Genomic DNA, 20,318 nt, shown 5'->3' on the forward strand with positions numbered 1-20,318 from the left:
TTTTCATTTCAGGGGATTAATAACTGGTTTAGCTATCTTGCTGGTTGAGTAGCGAAATGCATTGAATCTCCTTCGTGAGGGCAAGCTCCCTCTTTTTGCAAGGTGGGTCAACCGGGACGGTTGACCTACTAACCGTTTTGAGCCCATCCTCCCAAATCGAAAAATGTGGGTAAAGATAAGACACAGGAGAGGGGGAGCGAGGGGGTGAGGGGGCGCCTGATTGAGCAGGAGAGGATAAACTAGACGTGGAAAGTTATTTTATTCTGGGGCTGATACTGAGCGCAGCTATTGGGTTCTCTCTCGGATTGATTGGAGGAGGTGGCTCGATTATCACGGTACCTGTTCTCGTTTATGTCCTGGGTGTTGAAGCCCATCAAGCGGTTGGAATGTCCCTTGCGGTTGTTGGATCAACTAGCCTTATTGGAGCCATGTTTCACTATCGGCGAGGTACCGTGGATCTAAAAACTGGAACCTTCTTTGGTGGGTCAGGAATACTGAGCGCTTACTTCGGATCCCACCTGACACATTTTCTCTCTCCGGCCGTTTTACTCCTCTCATTCGCGGGGCTTATGCTTCTTATCGCAATACTCATGCTAACTAGAAAACAGACCGGTGAAGGGGAAACAAACAACAAAAATAAAAGTGCTTTAAAGGCTGTAGTTACAGGTTCAGGTGTTGGATTTCTAACAGGTTTCCTCGGCGTAGGTGGGGGTTTTCTTATTGTACCGGCCCTGATGCTGTTTGGTGGACTTTCAATGAGGCATGCCATAGGCACATCTCTGATGGTTATTAGCATCAACTGTGTTGCCGGATTGTTCGGACATCTCTCTTATGGGGGCTTCGACTTTTACCTGACTTTTCTGGTAACCTTGCTTGCTGCAATGGGCACCCTCCTGGGAACTGTTCTTTCCCATAGAACCTCTCCAACCTATTTAAGAAAAGGCTTTGCTGTATTTGTGATAATGGTTGCCTTCTTTTTAATCACAAAGAACTATACGGCTCTGTTTTAAACGGCCTTTTATAAAAGGGTTTATTTCCGAGAGCAAAAATCACAAAGGAACTTTGACTTCTTTTTAGATGGATAATTTAAAGCCTCGAGGGAAGTTTCTCTTCCCTTATACTCCCTTTCTTTGTTAGAAATATAGCAGGGTTCTGAAGCCCTCGTGGGGCTGCAATAACCTACCTCCTTCCAAAATGCAGGATTGGCTCTAAACGCTTTAAACAAACAAAGCACAAATCCTTTTTTCTTGTGGAAAGATTCCTGATGTAAGGAACCTCCTTCAAGTAAGGTTTAGCCTCTCAGAAGAGAAAGCTGTAATAGCCTTGAAACAGGGCAATGGTGTGGAACTGCTCTCTTTCTAACCTCAGCTTTCCATTTTGGAGATTTGGTATATTACTTGCTATTTACTGATAAATAGAGGGAAAAAACAATATCACCACCCCTACAAGTCAGATGAATTAAGATTATGACCAACGCACGAATTCTGATAGTCGAGGATAACGCTATCATAGCAAGGTATCTGGGGAGTATGCTATCCAGAGCAAATTATGAAGTTGTTGGAATAGTTCCATCTGGAGAGGAGGCCATTGAAAAAGCCATAGAAACCCATCCAGATTTAGTATTGATGGATATTACCTTAGAAGGAAAGATGGACGGCATAGAGGCAGCCGAGCACATCTATGCCCGTTTTAATATTCCAATAATTTACATAACTTCCCTTGAAGACTCCTCTACGATCCGACGTATAAAAGCCTCCCAAGCTTTTGGATATATTTCTAAGCCAACTAAGGATACCGAATTACTTACAGCTATTGAAATGGCTCTCCACAGGCTTAAAACTGGCACAAATTGTTAGTCAATGAGAAAACCTCAAAGTATTTTTCTCTCTATTCTTCTCCCTTAGAAGGGGAGGTAGAGGAATAAAAAGGGGAAACCAGATTTTGATACCAGGCTTGTAATCTCAATTCCATCTGTATGAGGATGTTATATTAGAGCAACCCACCGGGTTGCTCTAGATTCTATAGAAAAATCGTACAAAGTTGTCCTTGCGGTTATACGGTATTTCCCTGTAGAAACCTTCCTGATCCTTAGGAATACTATCCAGAATGAAAAGCCTCTGGCTCAAACGAATTAAATTACTTCGGAACACACAAACAAACAAAATTCCTTTGAGCATATTCTTTTCCATTAAAAGGGACTAAACAGTTAAAAGTATCGGTGACATTCTTCCCGGGAACATAGCCCGAAGAGTACTTTCGTCTTCCCCTTTTTGCTGCCGTAGAGACGCCACAGACAAATAACTGAGCCGTAGCACCTGATTTACTTCCTTCAGCTCCTGCGTATACAGGATCCATCCCCTGCCTCGTACAGGTTGTATCACAGTTAGTCCCTTGAGGAGCAGGTATCCAGCTATAGTTAGCGGCCAGGATGGAATCGGTTACTATAAAAAGTCCTATTAAGAATAGGACTAGAGAATTGATTAAGATTTTTATTTTCATAGGTTGGGTTGATTTTGAAAAAGTAGAAATGAGTTTAGTCGGAAATAACTAAACTTCTTTCTACCTATCATCAGGTAATATTAGATTCCTAAACAAAATGGAGTACTCAAATTTTAATATACTTCGCAATTAATATACCACCTCTACGAGGTAGAACCTATCAGACTGATTTTCTTGGTTAGAAGAAACGTTTCTTTGATAGATTTAATCTTCTTTGATAAATAAGATCAAGTAAATTTAGTCTGAACCATAAAGTAATGGGGGAATTTGTCTTTTGTCTTAATTTCTGACATCCTTTGATATGTCTTATATAAAAAAGGTTTTTAACTTTATTGTAAGATTTTAAGACGAACAATATCTAACGCATAAATCGCAAATAACCGGTAACAGGTTTCTAATTTCTTATTTTCGACTCTCAATCTTCGATTTTAAAGACCTGGTATATGGATTGCCTTAGAAAAAGATTGGAATTAAGGACTCCGAGATGAGGAGTAAAAGTAAAAATTCTTACCAAGAAAGGAAGTGATTTTATGGAGGTTAATTATAAGGTCAATATCAATACCGCGGACGATAAAGAGCTTCTAAGTGTATTTAAAACTGAAGAGTTAGTCTGGGCAGTTAAATCTGGCCGTCCTTATAACAGTATTGAAGAACTTTATCGGGTAGAAGGGATTGACGAGGACCTCTTTGAGAAAATCCGAGATAGGATTATCGTGGAAGACTTCTCAGAGCAAGGTTTTATGGGGGTTGCCGATGTACGGGAAAGTGAAGAGTTGCAGGAAGGGGTTATTCCGGGATTTGATATGGAAGAGCCGGAGGAATTTACCGGAGCTAAGGACCTAAGGATTGCGGTGGGAGAGATCAACGACGAAGAAGCCGAGATGAAGGAAATGTTCAGGATTATAAAAGCACCTTCCGAATTGGAACGGCTGGAGGAAGAAGAAGAACTCCTAGCTGATCAAACTATAGAGGAAGAACGAGAAATAATTCCTGGCTATGAAGCTGAGACCAAGAAAATGCAAGAGGAATGGGACTCAGAGCAGAAAGAAGATAAAACCGGAGGAAACCACACTCCAGGAAGAAAATCTAAGGTTCGAGAAAAAAAGTCAGATAAAAAGCCTAAAGGATCCATTTCTAAAACTCATACAAATGATGAATCATAAGCTGTGAATATAAACTGATTCCTGACTCATGATTTATCGTTTCATGACTCATCATGTATCGATCAATTCTTGTACCACTTGATGGATCGACGTTGGCGGAACAAGCCTTACCGATAGCACGGGGTATTGTAAGCAGGATAGGGGCAGGAGCAAAACTTCAGTTGGTGTTGGTACACGTACCCACCCCCGCCCGGTATGCTGATGGGGTACTCATTTTCGATGAAACCCTGGAAACTCAAGTCAGGGAGCATGAACATAACTACCTGAATAATGTGATAAAAAAACTAGCATTAGGTCCAGAGGTTTCTGTCACAGCGGAAGTACTAAGTGGGAGGATTGGAAAAGTTGACGAAATACTCCATGACCATATTGTAAATACAGGTGTAAACCTGGTGGTGATGGCGACTCATGGGCATGGCCCACTGGCTCGTTTCTGGCTTGGTAGTGTCACGGATAAGCTGATACGCCAATCAGTAAAACCTATTTTACTGGTGCCTGTACGGGAAAAGACAGAAGAAACGCCAGACCTCACCCGTGAAGAGATCTTTCAGCACATACTGATTCCTCTTGATGGGTCAGCTTTTTCGGAACAAATACTGGAACATGTGGTAGGACTTGGTAAACTGATGGAGGCCGACTATACACTCTTACAGGTTGTGGAACCAGTGGTGCAGGTTGGTTATTCAATCAATGAAGAAATCATTCGACTAAACCAGATATTGCGGGAACATATCCAGACTGAAGCCCAAAAATACCTGGATAGTGTGGCCGAACGGTTACGAGTGTGGTCCCTTCAAGTTCAGACAAGAGTCATTATCGATCGGCATCCAGCAACAGCTATTCTTGAAGAAGCAAGCAGGCAGGGAATAGATTTGATAGCTATGGAAACACACGGTCGAGGTGGTTTAACTCGACTTCTTATAGGGAGTGTAGCTGATAAAGTATTACGGGGAACTTCTATACCGGTATTACTCCATCGTCCGCGCAGTGAGCCCTAAAATTCTGATTTTAAAGCTATCGGAGCATGGGTTTATTTCAAAAGGGACGATCACGCAGGATTGTTCTGGGTATATTATGTCTTCTCTTTGACAGATTGATTAAGTCCTAAAACTTAGGATTTATATTAAAGGAGTGTAGCCATGGCAGAAAATAACTCTACAACCCCCTCTTCTCCAAAAGAAATTAAGGAAGTTCCCTTGGGAACCCTTCCTCCTTTGAAGATGGAAAAAATCCCCCCATTTAAAGGGATTTTTGCTTATATCGGACCAGGCATTTTATGGGCGGCTTTGGCTCAAGGTTCTGGGGAACTTATCTGGTGGCCCTACTTAACCGCTAAGTATGGAGCTGCTTTTTTGGGTCTCCTGATCCCGGCCTCCTTACTTCAATACTGGGTTAATCTAGAAATCTGTAGATATACCGTTGCAACGGGGGAGACTCCGATGACAGGTTTTACGAGAATAAGTCGCCTGTATGCCTGGATTATGTGGGTCGGGATCTTTATTGAGAATGCGTGGCTGGGTGCCTATGCAACCGCCGGGGGCACTGCTCTGGCGGCTTTGACAGGATTTCCAGCAGGTTGGACAGCTCGGGGTCAGTCTTTATTTTGGGGTTATTTAACCATCAGTATCTATATCCTTGCAATGGTCTTGGGTCGAGTGGTCTATAATGTGATTGAGAAAATCTCGATGGTTGTTGTAGTTATTACAATGACCGGTATTGTTTTTGCCCTATTTCAACAAAAGGTCCTTGCTGTAACCTGGGATTTCTTCGCAGCTCTGATTCCCCATTTTACAATGCCCAGTAGCTTGCCAAACTGGGATCCCAAGGATCTGAATGTCTTGGTTACGAGCATTGCCTATGCAGGCGCTGGTGGTTTCGGTCAGTTGTTTATCGGCTACTGGATGCGGGATAAAGGAATCGGAATGGGAAAACTTATTGGACGTGTTACCTCGCCTATAACCGGGGAAGCTGAAACGATTCCTGCAACGGGGTATGTTTTTGCCGACACAGAGGAAAATAAACGAAATTATAAAGGCTGGGTTCATTATTTTAGTTTTGAAAATTTCATTGGGGTCTTCTTAAATCTCCTGACCACTATTATTATGTGTTGGCTCGCTTTTGCTCTCTTGTTACCGGAGGGTAAAGTCCCGAAGGGTTGGGAAATTGCAGTAGTTCAGTCGGCGTTCTTTGAGGTAGCCTGGGGTCCCATCGGTAAAGCCCTGTTCCTTATTGTTGCTGCAGCCTTCCTTTGCGATGCCTGGCTACAGAATACAGATGGTTTTTCTCGTGTTCAAGCCGATTTTTTCTACGCCAACATCCCGGGAGCTCAAAAGCTTCATTTTCGTACCTGGTATTACATCTTTCTGGGTATCTTCAGTGTAATAACGATGACCACCATGGTTATGGCACAACCTGGCGTCTTGATCACGATTCGAGGAGTTGCTTCATTTCTGGCTATGGGTCTCTTCTGTCCTGGACTTGTCTACCTTAATTATGTGATGTTACCGAGAGTTTTCCCTCAATGGATTAAACCTCATCCTATTACACGAATTCTTATGATTCTGGCTACCTCAGCTTATATTGTCATGGGAATTATGTACCTTTATTTGAACCGGGAACAGTTGATAGGGTTGTTCAGGTAGAAATGGAAGCCATTACAGCTCTCTTAAACCTGTCGAATACCCTATCCTTCCATCTATAGATGGGGTTTATTAATATCTGGCTATATTTCAAAAAGGGACCTGACCCCTGATTTCCTTCCCACGTCGGGGAAAGGTCCTGTTAGGTTATGCGTAATAATGCAAGTGGAGATAAAACGTGCCTGAAAAGCAATAGAAATGGTGAATAATATAAGATGTATCCATGAATCCGCTGCTAGCTATTTCAAGAGATGTTGCTTAAACCATTGAGCCGCCAGGCGAGCTACCTCCTCCAGGGCACCTGGTTCTTCAAACAAATGCGTAGCACCAGGTATAATGACTAATTGTTTTTCCGTTCTCAGGTACTCATAAGCTTTCTGATTGAGCTCAATGACAAGGTCATCGCAACCTCCAACGATCAACAAGGTAGGCGCTTGAACCCGATCAAGTATGGGAATTACAAGATCAGGACGACCTCCCCGTGATACTACAGCCCCAATTATGGGGCCTAGACTAGCAGCTGCTTGGAGAGCCGCCGCAGCCCCTGTACTGGCTCCAAAGTAGCCTATAGCAAGATCTTTTATTTGTGACTGCTCCTTTAACCAGTGGGTAATAATTTCCAGCCTCTTAGCCAGCAAGCTAATATCAAACCGTGTTTCGTAGGTCACATCTTCTTTTTCAGTTAGTAGATCAATCAGTAGAGTACCCAGCCCTTCTGCTCGCAATACTTTGGCGACAAAATTGTTTCTGGGACTATGTCGGCTACTGCCGCTACCATGGGCAAATACCACTATAGCTTGTGCCCCGGCAGGGATATCTAGCATACCTTCGAGTCCAACAGAATTTATAGGAATATAAACCAGATGCTCAAAATTGTTCCGAAACATAATTTACCTCTTGGTTATATAATACCAAATCTGATGGAGAATGTCGTATTCAAAATAAGGAGGGGTGACCGATCAGTCACCCCTCAAGGGGCTATGCGGCATATTCTATCAGAATTGATATTAAATATGTCTGAAAAGTACGACCTCTTTCCATAGAGAGTATTTAGTTTCAAGTATGAAAAGTCTATCTTATCCGGAGCGGACAAGATTTACATCGACTTATTAAATACTTTTCAGATATACTCCAATGTCATTGTTTTAGAAATACCTTCTGCAATTTTCTTTCCTTGATTTGAAGGTCCTTTGTTTCTTACTAACGAAGAGTTTTTAAAAGTTAACTTTTCTGTAATTTGTCTTAATTCCTGACAACCACGAATACGTTTGTAAACAAAGATCTTTTGCCATTATTGTAGGATTTTAGGACAATAAGATATCAGAAAGACTGAGGCCCATCTACCTGACCTCTCCTCTGTTCACTTTGAGCTCTTCGATAAGCTTGGAACAGGCTTTTAGGGGACGAATATTCCTCTGCTTATCAAGTCCTCTCTTGAGTTTATCGAAGGGGTTTAGTACAAACAGGGAATGTTTAGCTTATCCAGGATTAACTTTACAAGGTAACTAGCATGGGGATCGTACAGAAACAGCCGGGATAAATTGTTTGTAGGCTTTAAAGCTTGGTATATTAATTGCGTTACTTCCGTAATGAGGAGTTAAGACGAAGTTGATAAACTCAGAGGGGAAATTCCATGCCAGAAAAAATTTTAGAATCTTTTGAAATCCGCCGCCTGGAGATCCTGGATCCGAAAGGTGAGGTTGATGAGTCTCTAATGCCTTCCTTATCTGCCGATGAGATAAAGAAGATGTATGAACTAATGATTCTTTCCAGGACCTTTGACCAGCGTGCCATAGATCTTCAGAGGGAAGGGAGATTGGGTACCTACGCATCTATTTTGGGGCAGGAAGCGACTCAAGTGGGGAGTGCTTTCACTATCCAGAAATCCGACTGGATATTTCCGTCCTTTCGGGAAATGGGGGTTTACATGACGTTAGGTTATCCTATTCATCAGCTCTATCAGTACTGGGCGGGGGATGAAAGAGGCCTTAAGGCGCCCGAGGATCTAAACATCTTTCCTATTTGTGTTCCCATAGGAACTCAGATGCTCCATGCCGCAGGAGCTGCTATGGCTGCAAAATATAAGCGAGATCCCATAGTTGTGATAACTTACTTTGGAGATGGAGCTACTTCCGAGGGTGATTTTCACGAGGCTTTTAATATGGCTGGGGTCTTCAAACTACCGGTTGTTTTTATCTGTCAGAATAACCACTGGGCGATATCCTTGCCCAGGGAACGACAAACTGCTGCCAAAACCCTGGCTCAGAAAGCTTATGCCTACGGTTTTGAAGGCATCCAACTGGACGGAAATGATATCTTTGCAGTTTATAAAGGGACAAAAGACGCGATAGAGAAAGCCAGACGCGGTGAAGGTCCCGTCTTTATCGAATGTGTTACCTACCGAATGTCGAGTCATACCACGGCAGACGATGCCACAAGGTATCGATCTAAAGAAGAAGTTGAAATGTGGAAACTTAAAGACCCTATTTTGAGGTTGAAATTATTCATGGAGAGAAAAGGACTCTGGACGGAGCCTTACCAGAAAGAGATCGAAGAGAGATCCAGGCAGATCATCGATGAAGCCGTAAGGGTTGCAGAATCCGTAGAACCCCCCCATCCTGAGGATATGTTCACCTACACTTACGCGAAGCCTACGTTCCGACAACTCAAGCAAATGGAGGATTTCTGATATGCCGCAGTTAAATATGGTTCAAGCCATAAATCTGGCTTTAAAAGAGGAAATGATGCGGGATCCAGATGTGGTGATATTGGGCGAGGATGTTGGAAAAAATGGCGGCGTATTCCGTGTTACCGAAGGACTTTGGGAACAATTCGGCTCGGAACGGGTGATAGATACGCCTCTTGCAGAATCCGGTATTCTGGGAATATCCATTGGTATGGCCGCTTATGGATTAAAACCTGTTGCAGAGATCCAGTTCGTAGGATTCACCTATCCGGCCTTAGATCAGATTTTCTCACATGCCTCACGTATCCGTTCTCGTTCGAGAGGAAGATATACCTGCCCCTTAGTTATTCGAACCCCCTATGGAGGAGGTATCAAGGCTCCGGAACTCCATGAAGAGAGCCCGGAAGCCCTCTTTTGCCATATGCCGGGAATAAAGGTGGTAGTACCTTCAACCCCTTACCATGCAAAGGGGTTATTGGTTTCTTCGATACGAGATCCAGATCCTGTTCTGTTCCTGGAAGCCACCCGACTTTATCGTCTTATAAAAGAGGAGGTTCCGGAAGGGGACTATACCTTCCCCCTTGGAAAGGCAAGGATTGTTCGGGAAGGTAAAAATATCACCTTGGTTGCATGGGGAAGCATGCTTCATAAGGTTTTACAGGCTGTAGAAGGTTATGATGATGTTGAAGTGATCGATTTAATGACGCTTCATCCCTTTGATGAAGAAACTCTATTTAAATCAGCCAGAAAGACCGGAAGAGTCATCATCGTACACGAAGCTCCTAAAACTTGTGGGTTTGGTGCAGAACTATCGGCAACTTTGGCCGAGGAAGCTATGCTTTATCTAAAAGCTCCCATTCTACGGGTTACCGGTTATGATGTGGTCATGCCTTTGCCTAAGTTAGAAGATTTCTACTTGCCCACCGTACAACGGATTAGAAAGGCCATGGAAGACATCATAAAATATTAAAGGAGTGTGGAGAATGGCTTTTGAATTTGCGTTACCGGACTTAGGAGAAGGAATCACAGAAGGTGAGATCCGAGGGTGGCTGGTCAAAGAAGGGGATTTTGTTAAAGAGCACCAGCCTGTTTTGGAAATCGAAACGGATAAAGCAGTTGTGGAAGTTCCATCGCCTAAAGCAGGAAAAGTTTTGAAACTCAGTAGAAAAGAAGGTGAGGTCGTCCGGGTTGGGGAGGTTTTGATGATCCTTGGGAGAGAAGATGAGGTTATAGAAGCTGTTGAAGAATCTGTTTCCGTGGTAGGGGTACTTCCAGAAGGAGAAAAGGAAGTCCTCGCCGTTCCAGCCGTCAGGGCCCTGGCTAAAGAATTAGGCGTCAACCTAGAAACCCTTCAGGGTTCTGGTCCTGGGGGAAGTATTACGAGAGAAGATGTGATCCAGGCCTCCGAAAAGGCTAAAAAAATGGTCACAGACCTCTATGGGCCTGTGGAAGTAAGGCCAATTAAAGGGATAAGAAAAACCTTGATCAAAAACCTTCTAAAATCTAAGGGAACAACTGCTTATGTAACCAGCATGGACGAAGCCGATGTAACCGATTTGTGGAATCTTAGGGAAAAGGAAAAGGAGGTTCTTCTTAAAAAAGGTATTCATTTAACCTTTTTACCCTTTTTTATAAAAGCTGTACAACATGCCTTGATAGAACATCCTCTTTTTAATGCCTCCATAGATGAAGAAGAAGGAAAGATTATCCTCAAAAAATATTACCATATAGGTATTGCCGTAGATACTCCAGACGGATTAATGGTTCCTGTGATCAAAGAGGTAGATAAAAAGACGATCTTAATGCTGGCTGAAGAGATCCATAATCTGGGTGAGAAAGCCAGGCAGAGAAAGATCAGGCTGGAAGAAATGCGAGGCAGCACTTTTACCATAACGAACTATGGAAATTTAGGCGGAACCTTTGCAACCCCTATTATTAATTACCCTGATGTAGCTATTCTGGGTACCGGGAAGATCTCCGAGAAACCATGGGTAAAGGGGGGAGAGATTGTAATTCGGAAAATTCTACCCCTTTCCTTGACGTTTGATCATCGAATAACCGATGGAGCTGAAGCAGCAAGGTTTTTGACAAAGATAATCCGTTATCTTGAAGATCCAACATTGTTATTTATAGCAAGCGCATGAACCCCCTGGAATCTCTTTTTAACCCAAAATCCATTTCCCTTATTGGAGCAGCCCATACAGAGGCAAAATTCGGTGGGATTATACTGAAAAATCTGCTTCGATTCAAAGGTAAAGTTTATCCGGTTAATCCAAACTATACCCACCTGATGGGCCTGAAAGCTTATCCATCTGTGGAAGAGTTGCCTGAATCGGTTGATCTTTCTATTATCATAAGGCCAGCACTCGAGGTACCTGAGATTTTGAAGGCCCATAAGGACAAGGCGAAATGTGTTATTATTATAAGCTCTGGCTTTGCAGAAATCGGGGAGAAAGATCGTCAGGATGAGATCTTGCATATAGCCAGAGAACTCAACATTCGAATCCTCGGCCCTAACTGTATTGGTATCTACAACCCCTACCAGAGGTTGGATACCTTGTTCCTTTCCTATGAAAGATTAAAAAGGCCTAAAAAAGGGAATATAGCCGTAGTTTCTCAGAGTGGTGCGATTTTAAGTTGTCTCTTTGGAGCGATCCGAAAGGCGAATATAGGTTTATCCAGGGCTATCCATTACGGTAATGCAGTGGATATTGATGAATCAGATATCTATGAATACCTTGCCAATAATGATGAGACAAGGGTTGTGATCTCTTATATAGAATCGGTAAGAGAGGGAAGAAAATTTATAGATCGAGCCCGCCTATTATCCGAAAAGAAACCTTTGTTAATCCTCAAATCAGGAAAAAGTTCAAGAGGCCAGGTCGCAGCCTACTCCCATACGGGAAGACTTGCAGGACGATACGAAGTATTTCATTCCATTTTGAGACAATTCCACATAAAGGAAGTGGAAGATTTTGACGAACTGATGGACGCAGCCAAAGCCATTTCCTATCAAAAACCTTCTCCAGGTCAGCGTGTTCTTATTCTCACCAATGGAGGCGGTTCTGGAGTACTGGCGGCAGATGAGTGTATGCGGCAGAAGCTAGAGGTAACTCCCTTACCAGAGAAGAGCTTAAAAATCCTTAAACCCTTATTTCCTTCTTTCTGCGTACTCAACAATCCCCTAGATCTCACCGCCCATGCCCGAGATGAAGACTATCTGACCGCACTCCATGAACTCAAAGAGGATTATGATGGTTTTGTAGTTATTTCCCTAACAGGGGTTACTGGAATTACAGAAAGGTTTATAGACCTGTTAAAAGACTTTAAAATAAGTACACCTAAGCCCATCGTTTCCCATATCGCCTACGATAGTATATCCAGAAAATTAACCCTTCTTCTGGAAAAAATCGGAATACCCGTCTATCCGTCACCGGAAAGAGCTGTACGGGGATTAAAAGCACTTTTAAACCCATCACCATGCTAAAGGACTTTATCGAAAAAAATAAAGGTAAGATGGTCTTTTTGGAACACGAAGTGAAAAGACTCTTGAAAGAAGCAGGGATCTCTGTGCCAAAAGGTTTATTTGTAAGTAAAGAAAAGGCAGAACAGCTTTCCACGATAGTCGATCTCTCTTACCCCCTCGTAGCTAAGGTTTCCTCTACAAAGATCTCTTCAAAAAGTAATGTTCAGGGAGTACGAATCGGACTAAAGAATGCGTGTGAGTTGAAAAAAGCTGTTACAGAACTTCTTCAAATAAAGGACGCAGAAGGTGTTCTTCTAGAAGAAATGGCTCCCCAAGGACTTGAGGTTATTGTAGGTGGTATAGAGGATGAGCTATTTGGTCCTGTTGTTATGTTCGGCCTGGGAGGTATTTTTGTTGAATTGTTTAAAGATGTAGCCTTTGCTCTCGCACCTCTTACTGAAGAGGAAGCACTCTGGCTGATCCAGCAGGTTAAAGGTTATCAACTCCTGGAAGGCTATAGAGGAAGACCCTCTGTAGATAAAGATACGCTTTTAAAGATTATAGTTACCATTTCTACGTTTATAGCAACAGGCCTGATCAAGGAAATAGATTTGAATCCCATAGCCCTCTATCCAGAAGGGGCAATGGTTCTGGATGCAAAGATGTTAGTCAACGCTCAAATTGGAAATCTGAGACCTAATAATAGTAATACCAACTCTCCCTGAGACCCCCTGCAGGGGCAAGACCTGTCCCTGACGGAACAAATTAACGGAGCTCATGCGGATCTGTATTCCCCTCTTGGAAAACCTGAAAGCCTGACTGATATTCCATTAACTTTAACTCTTAACTCTTCGGCCTATCTCCTTTATCTGCTCTTCGTTCAAACAGATTTGGGCCATAGGATAAAGTATCTGCTCTTCTCTGCGGATATGGGATCTGAAGGAGTTAATGAATTCAAATAGAGGATATTGGAGTCCTGAAACCTTCTCTGGATCCCATAAGTTATCCTTCCAATGGCCGAATATGCCAAGTAATTGAAAACCACGCTCAAGGATTTCTCTGTGCTCATCCCGCATAATGGTCGTACATCTCCTATCGAATAGGTTGTCCTCCATGACCTGAAATAACGCCTGTTCCTCCTTATAAAAATGGGAGCGGATCTTGTTATGCAGGCAACGAGCCAGCTCCATCATCTCATCCAGTTCTTGTTCGTTCGGGGTAAAGCCTAAAGCCTTATCTTGAGTCTGTCGAAGAACCATCTCAACTCTATCTTGTAAAATATCGATGTCCCTGGTTATCTCTTCATGTTCAATCAATAAAACCTTTATAGGATTTAGATTCTCCATTACACCCTCCCATCGCTTTTTTAATCCTACCTTTTTTTCCTATCGGAAGACAAAATTACCAGTTCCCATCGCTGTAACCAATCGTCAGAGTTTAAAATACCGAAAGAATTTATCAATTTAGTACGGGAAAAAAGAACCATCCCCCTGCCCTCCCGGAGGGATTTAGTTTTAGTAAGGAAGACGTGTCGTAAGTCCCTCCCCTTTTTGAAGGGATGAGGTTACACTTACTAAACGGATATAGATACCGTCTAGGTTTTATATTAAACTTTATTATAGTGCTTTGTAAAGTTAATTCTATTTATGATGTGAGGTTTTACCGGTCGATTTTAATACAGCATGGCCCGTGTTTGCAAGGAATAGCAGCAAAGCAATTGCATTAAGCAGCCCACCCCACTGACGTCCCGGTAACCAGCCGGACAGATCCCCAATTACTCGCAAGAGTAGTGAAAAATGCAACAGAGCCAGGTGGAGGTAAAAGGCCAACCGAAAAGGTACGGGTAATCTTGTTATTGCAGGGAGGATGATGGGAGCATGACCGAAAATCATGGCAAAGACAAAACCGAGGAAGGTAGAGTGGAGTATGGCATCGTAATGCGGCCCGGCTACAACTCCGCCGAAGAGTAGGGCTAGCAGTCCGCTCACTCCCAGCCAGACGTAACCAGACAGCAGACATAGGGCAGTAAATCGGGTTAATCCGCTGTGATGTACGGTGCGCCGGGCGATGTCGTAGAACAGCAGCCATAACATCAGAGCAATCATCCCTATTCCTGCCAGACGGACTCCCATGTCATAGGTGATAGGGGTCAGGATAAGCCCGATCAGGAAGAGGCTGCCAGCTAACAGAAAAGCTCCCTGAATCCTTCGAGAAAGGAGAAGGAGGCGACTTAATTCCAGTCGCTCTCCAGCAATGGTTAATACCAGAAAGCCGATCCACCAGAAAACAATATGGTAAATCGGCCAGCCGATGAGCCACAAGATATTACCTGTCCACCAAACCAACGTCCCAAGTCCCGTAATAACTGTGAAGAGGGTGGGTTGGTGATAGATGATTTTCACAGAGGCAACTACCAGTCCTAAGCTGCCCAGGGTCATAAGTAAGGGGCCGGGTAAACCCGGTAATCCCATGATCAAGGCCAGGGCTCCTAAACCAGTCAGCAGGGGCGCTGCATAGACCCAACGATGCTTCAAGGCTACCGCCCGCTCTAAGCCAATAAGGGTTCCCAGGAATCCGGAAACCATCAAAGGACCATGGGCCGACAGTAAGGCAGGCTGCAGGAAAGGCAACTCCCAACCCAGACGTACTAATCCTGTCCCCAGTCCAACCAGCAGGGAGAATATCCCCAAGACCATGAGGGGAAAACGGGTACGATGGGGGGGTTCTGGAGAGACATGGCTTGTGGAGTCTCTACCCGTCAGAGGATTATATCTGTCCATGTCGGCTTTGCTTTTAATCGGAGAAGCGACTGGTGGGTCCTCCCCTCTCCTGTTGTACGACCAGATCTGATAGAGACTGTTGTATTCAAATGAGTAGGGGCGACCGGCCAGTCGCCCCTACTCTTCCATCAGAATGGGTATAAGCAGTTAGGGTAATCCTTCCAGATACGAGTTCAAAATCTAGTGAAGGGAACTGGCCTGTTGAGTTTTTTCGTCGATATTCTGAGCGCCTTCCGGTCCTAATCTATGAAATACTTCAAGATTCTCCGGCCCTTCGGCCATCAGGAAACCTACCAGACCCCGTTCTAACCGCGAGAGGGCGTGGTCCACTAAGATGTAACGTCCAGGAACTTCCAGTTTAAACTCTACCATGGCCGCCCCCCCGGGGGGTACCAGCGTTGTCTGCACATCGGTCAGGGGAGGAGCCGTGAGGGATGCCTGGTTATAAACCCGATCAAAGATTTCACCAATCACATGGAAGGACGAAGTAAAGTTGGGACCTCCGACGCCAAAGAAGATACGTACCGTCTCCCCTACCTTGGCTTGCATAGGATATTCCTTGGTGAGAGCTCCAACTGCTCCATTCAATACGAAGTATTCAGGCGTTTCCGCCAGGAGTTTCTCTACACTGAATTCTTGATACCCATGTTTTCCAAAGGGATTTTGAGTATAAATCTCACCCTGCATCACATAAAACTCACGATTCACTTCAGGTAAGCCACCTTCCGGTTCTACCAGGATAAGACCGTACATCCCATTGGCAATGTGATGGGCTACCATGGGGGTTGCACAGTGATAGACGTAAAGGCCTGGATTCATCGCTTTAAAAGTAAAGGCTTTCTCTGTATTGGGAGAAGCCTGTGTTACGGCTGCACCTCCGCCGGGGCCAGTCACTGCATGGAAATCTACCGAGTGGATCATTCGGCTATCTCCATGGTTTTTCAAATGGACTTCCACGGTATCGCCCACACGTACCCGTATAAAGGGGCCTGGAACCTTGCCATTGTAAGTCCAGTAGGTGTAGGTGGTACCCTCTGCCAACTGCCCCTTCAGCTCTATAGTTTCTAGATCTACCCGTACTGTCTGAGCAGGACGGGTTCCAATGGGAGGGGGTAAATCCGTGGGATTACGAACGACGCTTACCCCCGCAGGAGAAATGATTTCTCCGGCTTCTCCAACAACGATTTTACCTTCCATTCCAGCTTGCCGATGACCGGGTAATGAGCAAAAGTAGGGGAACTCTCCTTTCTTAGTCACCCGGAATGTAATTACACTACTGGCTCCTTTACGGGCAATCTCTTCAGACTTGGCATTAAAATCGGGAAAGGTAATATCATGTAAAACCCCATCCCCGTTAATCAAGGTAACCTGTACCACATTATCCAACATAACCGGCAGGGTGGGATTCACAACCCCATCAATAGCTCCTCCTACGCCGATAAAGACAAGTTTTTCCTCGGCAAGGCTCGTCTTCAATGTGAAGGTAACATTAGGTGTGTAAGAGGTAGGACTTTTCTCTGTAGCAGAAGTATTCTCCCCACTCCTGGAGGCAGAGTCTGCGGGTTGGGATACAGTTTTCACACCTGTATCCGCAGATCTCGGCAGCCCTAAGGCATGTTCGTGGATCCCAGTACTTGTAGTACCCTTCGTGTCAAGGGTGGAATCCGCCGACTTGGATAAAGTTTTTACCTCTCTATCTGAAGATTGTGCAGAAATGGGAATATTCGTATTACCGAGATTATAAAGAACAATAGCAGCCACCACAAAGGCAACAAGAACCCCCATGGCCAACAGTGAAAGAATCCGATCATACTTATTGGCGTTGTTCATATCTATCTCCCTCCTCATTTCAAATTTATCCATTTGAAAGATTTCTGCAACATATCTTATAACGCTCTTCAGGTATATTCTTCATAGCTGCAAAAATTGCTTCCCTCTCCGGATCAGAGAGGGATTTATCAATGGTGGGATAAAGAATATACTCCTCCTTTTGGTTATGCAAAGAAAGTACCGATAAAAGCATTTGCTCTTCTTCCTCACTATCAGGATCCTGCTTTTGAACCTTTTCATGAATCGCTTCTAAATGTTTTCTTATCTGCTCATGTTCTATCCGCATGACCCGGGTGGGACCACTGTAAGCCATACCGGTTTTTTGTTCAAACATGAGGAAAAGAATCTCCTCTTCCCAAACAATATGTCTTTGCAGGCCAAACTTAAATTCCTTGAAGAATTCTTTAGCTTTTGGATAATCCACCTTTTTAAGCCTTTGAAAATTTCTAAAAAGCTCATCTAAACGGTTATGGTCTTTTTCAAAGTAGGTCTTAATACTCTCTTCCATGATTATGATTCTCCTTTAGCTTGTATCCATAGCAAGACAGGCAAATAGGATCATCCTGCCTCTACTTCAACCAGCTTGTTGCTTGCCTGTTTGTTTATTTCCTGACTTACTTACCCTCATAGATAAAACTTATCCGACTTAATCTCACCAGAGTGAAAGGTCAGAAAGAGATACGGTATCGCTTTATCTTCCTATAAAGCGAGTCCCGGGAGATACCCAAGATCTCAGCCGCTTTGGATTTGTTTCCCCCGGCCACCCTTAAAGCCTGTTCAATGGCAAACTTCTCCACCTGTTCCAGGGAAAGCGCGGAAGTGCCATAAAGCGTAGCCTCTCTTGCCTGTTCAAAGTCTCCTTCCGATTTATGTTTCTTAAACATTGTTTTAATATCCTGCACCGTGAGATTCTCTTTTTTCTCCCCGGCTGTTGCTATAATTCCTTCCATCATGCTTTCCAATTCCCGGACATTGCCGTAAAACGGATAGTCTTGAAGAAGGCCGAATACTTCCTTTTCTATCCTTAACCGGTGTCCATATTTCTCTCCATATTTCCTTACAAACCTTTCCGCCAACAAGGGGATATCTTCCCTTCTCTCCCGCAAAGGGGGAATAACAATGGTCAACGTCGATATCCGATAATAAAGGTCTTCACGGAGGTACTGACCTTTAAGCTCCTCCACAGGTCGATTAGAAGCTGATAAAACCCGAACATCCACTTCTATTTCTCGGGTATCTCCAATGGCTCGCACTCTCCCATCCTGAAGTACTCGAAGCAACTTAACCTGAGCGTCTTTAGGCATCTCGCTGATCTCATCCAGAAATAGAGTCCCTCCGGTAGCCGATACAAAAAGTCCTTTATGATCCCGGATGGCCCCTGTAAAAGAACCCTTCTTGTATCCAAAAAGCTCGCTCTCAATCAACTCTTTAGGTAGGGCTCCACAATTGATTGGCACAAAGGGTTTATCCCTCCTCTGACTCCTGCGATGAATTGCCCTTGCCAAAATCTCTTTGCCGGTTCCGGTCTCACCGATTATCAGCACCGGGATGTCGGATTGGGAGGCTACCAAAGCCTTGTCAACAACCTCTCGCATCTTCCTAGAGATAGCAACGATTTCCTCAAACCCTGATATGCTATCCACCTGATCCTGAAGCTTGGCCACTTTCTCTCTCAATTCGCACATCTCCACAGCCCGTCCTACCTTTTTCAGAATCATATTCTTATCAAATGGCTTTAAGATGAAATCGTCGGCTCCCCGCTTTATGGCCTCAACAGCTGTCTGGATGGTGCCATATCCGGTCATGAGAATGACGGCTATGTCAGGGTCCACCTCCTTGAGCTTCTCCATGAGGGCAATGCCATCGATCAACGGCATCATGAGATCTACCAGTGCCAGACTGATAGTACCCCCGGTCTTAAGGATCTCAAGAGCCTCCCCTCCAGATAGAGCCACAGAAACACCGTATCCGTTCTTTTCGAAGAGGCTAGCAAGGGTCTCGACCATCTCTCTATCGTCATCAACAATTAAAATTTTAGGCAATTCCATTGATTTTACCCTCTAAGTTTTCATACTGGAAAAGTGGAAAACGGATACTAACCGTAGTCCCTTTTCCCTCTTTGCTAACCACTGTTATCGAACCATCATGTTCTCGGACAATGTTTTGAGCTATGGATAAACCCAGTCCGGTCCCCTTCCCGGACTCCTTAGTGGTATAAAATGGTTCAAAAATATGTGGAAGGTGTTTCTCGGGTATACCTATGCCGTTATCGGTTATGCTGATCTCAATCTGAGGGTTACCCTGAGCCTGGTGAAACCTGTTCTGAGCTAAGTCGAAGGATCTGTTTTGAGCAGGATCGAAGGAGGTTGAATTCACGAGCCTAGAGGCCACCCGAATTTCACCTCCATCAGGCATTGCGTCAATGGCATTCATGAGAATCGCTGACAGCAAAGCTTCAATCTGGCTTCGATCTGCCAGGATCCTCTTACCTCGCAACTCACTCTCATCCAAAATAACATTGACCTTTCTAACCTTTAAAGTGGGCTTGAAGAACGTAATCACAGAATCCACCAACTCTCTAAGTTCCGTGCTTTTTTTCTCCATGCTCGTTCTACGTGCAAACTGAAGGAGCTTTTGAACAAACTCCTGACAAAATTTTATTCCCCCTTCCAGCCTGTCAAGCTCCGGTTGTAGTAGCGGATCTTGAAATCTTTCCTTTATCATCTGGACTCTAAGAAGCATTGAAGTTAAAGGAGTATTTAAGTGGTGGGCGGTTCCAGCAGCCATCTTACCCATGGAGGTGAGTTTTTCCATTTCAATCAACCATTGTCGTAGCTTGATCTTCTCGCGGATATCTTTGGCTACTTCTATGAAATAAGGTTTGTGAGTCTGGGGATCATGGAAATACGAGAGGTTGATGCTTACATCTATTTCCTCCCCATTCCTTGCCAGTCTCTTAGTTTCAAGATCGTATACCTTTTCACCATTTTTGACCCTATCCATGAGCATCTTAAACTCTTCTTCCCTGCCCCTGGGTATCGTCTTTAACAACCTCCCAAGAACTTCCTTACGTCCATAACCGTAAAGTTTCTCTGCGGTTGGGTTCCACTCTATGATCCTTCTGTCTGGATTGAATAAAACTACTGCCTCGGCAGAGAGTACCAATAACGAACACGCCCCGCAGGTAGGAGCGAGTCTCGGCTCCTCAAACCTTCTTTTCATTCACTCTTATCTTCAGGCTGTACCAGGTCAAAA

General features: G+C 44.1%; 18 protein-coding genes. 10 read left to right on the top strand and 8 right to left on the bottom strand.

What is annotated here, in order from left to right:
* The first annotated feature begins 245 nt into the window (after window positions 1–245).
* Both VNM22_12600 and VNM22_12605 read left to right on the top strand, forming a co-directional pair.
* Window positions 246–1,010, top strand: coding sequence for a sulfite exporter TauE/SafE family protein (locus tag VNM22_12600; protein HWP47996.1), 765 nt, complete (start codon window positions 246–248; stop codon window positions 1,008–1,010).
* Between the two features lie 456 nt (window positions 1,011–1,466).
* Window positions 1,467–1,856 carry a response regulator gene (locus tag VNM22_12605; GenBank protein HWP47997.1) on the top strand — a complete coding sequence of 130 codons (390 nt, stop codon included), beginning with the start codon at window positions 1,467–1,469 and terminating at the stop codon, window positions 1,854–1,856.
* A 280-nt stretch (window positions 1,857–2,136) separates the two neighbouring features.
* On the opposite strand, the gene VNM22_12610 is transcribed toward VNM22_12605, so the two are convergent.
* Window positions 2,137–2,499: a hypothetical protein gene (locus tag VNM22_12610; GenBank protein ID HWP47998.1), complete on the bottom strand. Its 363-nt coding sequence runs from the start codon at window positions 2,497–2,499 to the stop codon at window positions 2,137–2,139.
* Window positions 2,500–3,029: 530 nt separating this feature from the next.
* Between VNM22_12610 and VNM22_12615 the strand changes: the two genes are divergently transcribed.
* From VNM22_12615 to VNM22_12625, 3 genes are all read left to right on the top strand, one after another.
* Window positions 3,030–3,662 (top strand): helix-hairpin-helix domain-containing protein, encoded by a 633-nt coding sequence (locus VNM22_12615; protein HWP47999.1) that lies wholly within the window; start codon window positions 3,030–3,032, stop codon window positions 3,660–3,662.
* Window positions 3,663–3,715: 53 nt separating this feature from the next.
* On the top strand, window positions 3,716–4,660 hold the full coding sequence (locus VNM22_12620) for a universal stress protein (GenBank protein HWP48000.1): 945 nt from the start codon (window positions 3,716–3,718) through the stop codon (window positions 4,658–4,660).
* 141 nt (window positions 4,661–4,801) lie between these two features.
* Entirely contained in the window at window positions 4,802–6,304 is a 1,503-nt protein-coding gene (locus tag VNM22_12625) for an Nramp family divalent metal transporter (GenBank protein ID HWP48001.1), read from the top strand.
* Between the two features lie 236 nt (window positions 6,305–6,540).
* Here the strand turns inward: VNM22_12625 and VNM22_12630 are convergent, their stop codons facing one another.
* On the bottom strand, window positions 6,541–7,188 hold the full coding sequence (locus VNM22_12630; protein HWP48002.1) for a dienelactone hydrolase family protein: 648 nt from the start codon (window positions 7,186–7,188) through the stop codon (window positions 6,541–6,543).
* 746 nt (window positions 7,189–7,934) lie between these two features.
* Here VNM22_12630 and pdhA point away from each other — a divergent pair.
* Genes pdhA through VNM22_12655 form a run of 5 tightly spaced genes read left to right on the top strand, consistent with a single transcriptional unit; the run spans window position 7,935 to window position 13,178 of the window.
* The gene (pdhA, locus tag VNM22_12635; GenBank protein HWP48003.1) at window positions 7,935–8,990 is read left to right on the top strand and encodes a pyruvate dehydrogenase (acetyl-transferring) E1 component subunit alpha; all 1,056 of its coding nucleotides are present in this window, start codon (window positions 7,935–7,937) and stop codon (window positions 8,988–8,990) included.
* Between the two features lies 1 nt (window position 8,991).
* Complete coding sequence (locus tag VNM22_12640) at window positions 8,992–9,957, top strand: alpha-ketoacid dehydrogenase subunit beta (protein ID HWP48004.1); 966 nt, start codon at window positions 8,992–8,994, stop codon at window positions 9,955–9,957.
* A 13-nt stretch (window positions 9,958–9,970) separates the two neighbouring features.
* On the top strand, window positions 9,971–11,131 hold the full coding sequence (locus VNM22_12645) for a dihydrolipoamide acetyltransferase family protein (protein ID HWP48005.1): 1,161 nt from the start codon (window positions 9,971–9,973) through the stop codon (window positions 11,129–11,131).
* A complete protein-coding gene (locus VNM22_12650) occupies window positions 11,128–12,474 on the top strand; it encodes a CoA-binding protein (protein HWP48006.1) in 1,347 nt (448 codons plus the stop codon). The genes VNM22_12645 and VNM22_12650 overlap by 4 nt, the downstream gene beginning before the upstream one ends.
* Before the next feature lie 29 nt (window positions 12,475–12,503).
* Window positions 12,504–13,178, top strand: coding sequence for an acetate--CoA ligase family protein (locus tag VNM22_12655; GenBank protein HWP48007.1), 675 nt, complete (start codon window positions 12,504–12,506; stop codon window positions 13,176–13,178).
* A gap of 111 nt (window positions 13,179–13,289) precedes the next feature.
* On the opposite strand, the gene VNM22_12660 is transcribed toward VNM22_12655, so the two are convergent.
* From VNM22_12660 to VNM22_12685, 6 genes are all read right to left on the bottom strand, one after another.
* A complete protein-coding gene (locus tag VNM22_12660) occupies window positions 13,290–13,799 on the bottom strand; it encodes a hemerythrin domain-containing protein (protein HWP48008.1) in 510 nt (169 codons plus the stop codon).
* A gap of 294 nt (window positions 13,800–14,093) precedes the next feature.
* Window positions 14,094–15,233, bottom strand: coding sequence for a hypothetical protein (locus VNM22_12665; GenBank protein ID HWP48009.1), 1,140 nt, complete (start codon window positions 15,231–15,233; stop codon window positions 14,094–14,096).
* 180 nt (window positions 15,234–15,413) lie between these two features.
* The gene (nirK, locus tag VNM22_12670; GenBank protein ID HWP48010.1) at window positions 15,414–17,063 is read right to left on the bottom strand and encodes a copper-containing nitrite reductase; all 1,650 of its coding nucleotides are present in this window, start codon (window positions 17,061–17,063) and stop codon (window positions 15,414–15,416) included.
* 25 nt (window positions 17,064–17,088) lie between these two features.
* Window positions 17,089–17,571, bottom strand: a complete 483-nt coding sequence (locus VNM22_12675) for a hemerythrin domain-containing protein (protein ID HWP48011.1) — start codon at window positions 17,569–17,571, stop codon at window positions 17,089–17,091.
* A gap of 160 nt (window positions 17,572–17,731) precedes the next feature.
* Window positions 17,732–19,111, bottom strand: coding sequence for a sigma-54 dependent transcriptional regulator (locus VNM22_12680; protein HWP48012.1), 1,380 nt, complete (start codon window positions 19,109–19,111; stop codon window positions 17,732–17,734).
* Entirely contained in the window at window positions 19,098–20,285 is a 1,188-nt protein-coding gene (locus VNM22_12685) for an ATP-binding protein (GenBank protein ID HWP48013.1), read from the bottom strand. The genes VNM22_12680 and VNM22_12685 overlap by 14 nt, the downstream gene beginning before the upstream one ends.
* Window positions 20,286–20,318: the final 33 nt, after the last annotated feature.

This window comes from Candidatus Limnocylindrales bacterium (assembly GCA_035559535.1).
Lineage (GTDB): Bacteria > Moduliflexota > Moduliflexia > Moduliflexales > JAUQPW01 > JAUQPW01.

Coding starts and splice junctions, on each gene's coding strand:
- VNM22_12605 (HWP47997.1), top strand. CDS start 1,467: ATGACCAACGCACGAATTCTGATAGTCGAGGATAACGCTATCATAGCA.
- VNM22_12610 (HWP47998.1), bottom strand. CDS start 2,499: ATGAAAATAAAAATCTTAATCAATTCTCTAGTCCTATTCTTAATAGGA.
- VNM22_12615 (HWP47999.1), top strand. CDS start 3,030: ATGGAGGTTAATTATAAGGTCAATATCAATACCGCGGACGATAAAGAG.
- VNM22_12620 (HWP48000.1), top strand. CDS start 3,716: ATGTATCGATCAATTCTTGTACCACTTGATGGATCGACGTTGGCGGAA.
- VNM22_12625 (HWP48001.1), top strand. CDS start 4,802: ATGGCAGAAAATAACTCTACAACCCCCTCTTCTCCAAAAGAAATTAAG.
- VNM22_12630 (HWP48002.1), bottom strand. CDS start 7,188: ATGTTTCGGAACAATTTTGAGCATCTGGTTTATATTCCTATAAATTCT.
- pdhA (HWP48003.1), top strand. CDS start 7,935: ATGCCAGAAAAAATTTTAGAATCTTTTGAAATCCGCCGCCTGGAGATC.
- VNM22_12640 (HWP48004.1), top strand. CDS start 8,992: ATGCCGCAGTTAAATATGGTTCAAGCCATAAATCTGGCTTTAAAAGAG.
- VNM22_12645 (HWP48005.1), top strand. CDS start 9,971: ATGGCTTTTGAATTTGCGTTACCGGACTTAGGAGAAGGAATCACAGAA.
- VNM22_12650 (HWP48006.1), top strand. CDS start 11,128: ATGAACCCCCTGGAATCTCTTTTTAACCCAAAATCCATTTCCCTTATT.
- VNM22_12655 (HWP48007.1), top strand. CDS start 12,504: ATGGTCTTTTTGGAACACGAAGTGAAAAGACTCTTGAAAGAAGCAGGG.
- VNM22_12660 (HWP48008.1), bottom strand. CDS start 13,799: ATGGAGAATCTAAATCCTATAAAGGTTTTATTGATTGAACATGAAGAG.
- VNM22_12665 (HWP48009.1), bottom strand. CDS start 15,233: ATGGACAGATATAATCCTCTGACGGGTAGAGACTCCACAAGCCATGTC.
- nirK (HWP48010.1), bottom strand. CDS start 17,063: ATGAACAACGCCAATAAGTATGATCGGATTCTTTCACTGTTGGCCATG.
- VNM22_12675 (HWP48011.1), bottom strand. CDS start 17,571: ATGGAAGAGAGTATTAAGACCTACTTTGAAAAAGACCATAACCGTTTA.
- VNM22_12680 (HWP48012.1), bottom strand. CDS start 19,111: ATGGAATTGCCTAAAATTTTAATTGTTGATGACGATAGAGAGATGGTC.
- VNM22_12685 (HWP48013.1), bottom strand. CDS start 20,285: ATGAAAAGAAGGTTTGAGGAGCCGAGACTCGCTCCTACCTGCGGGGCG.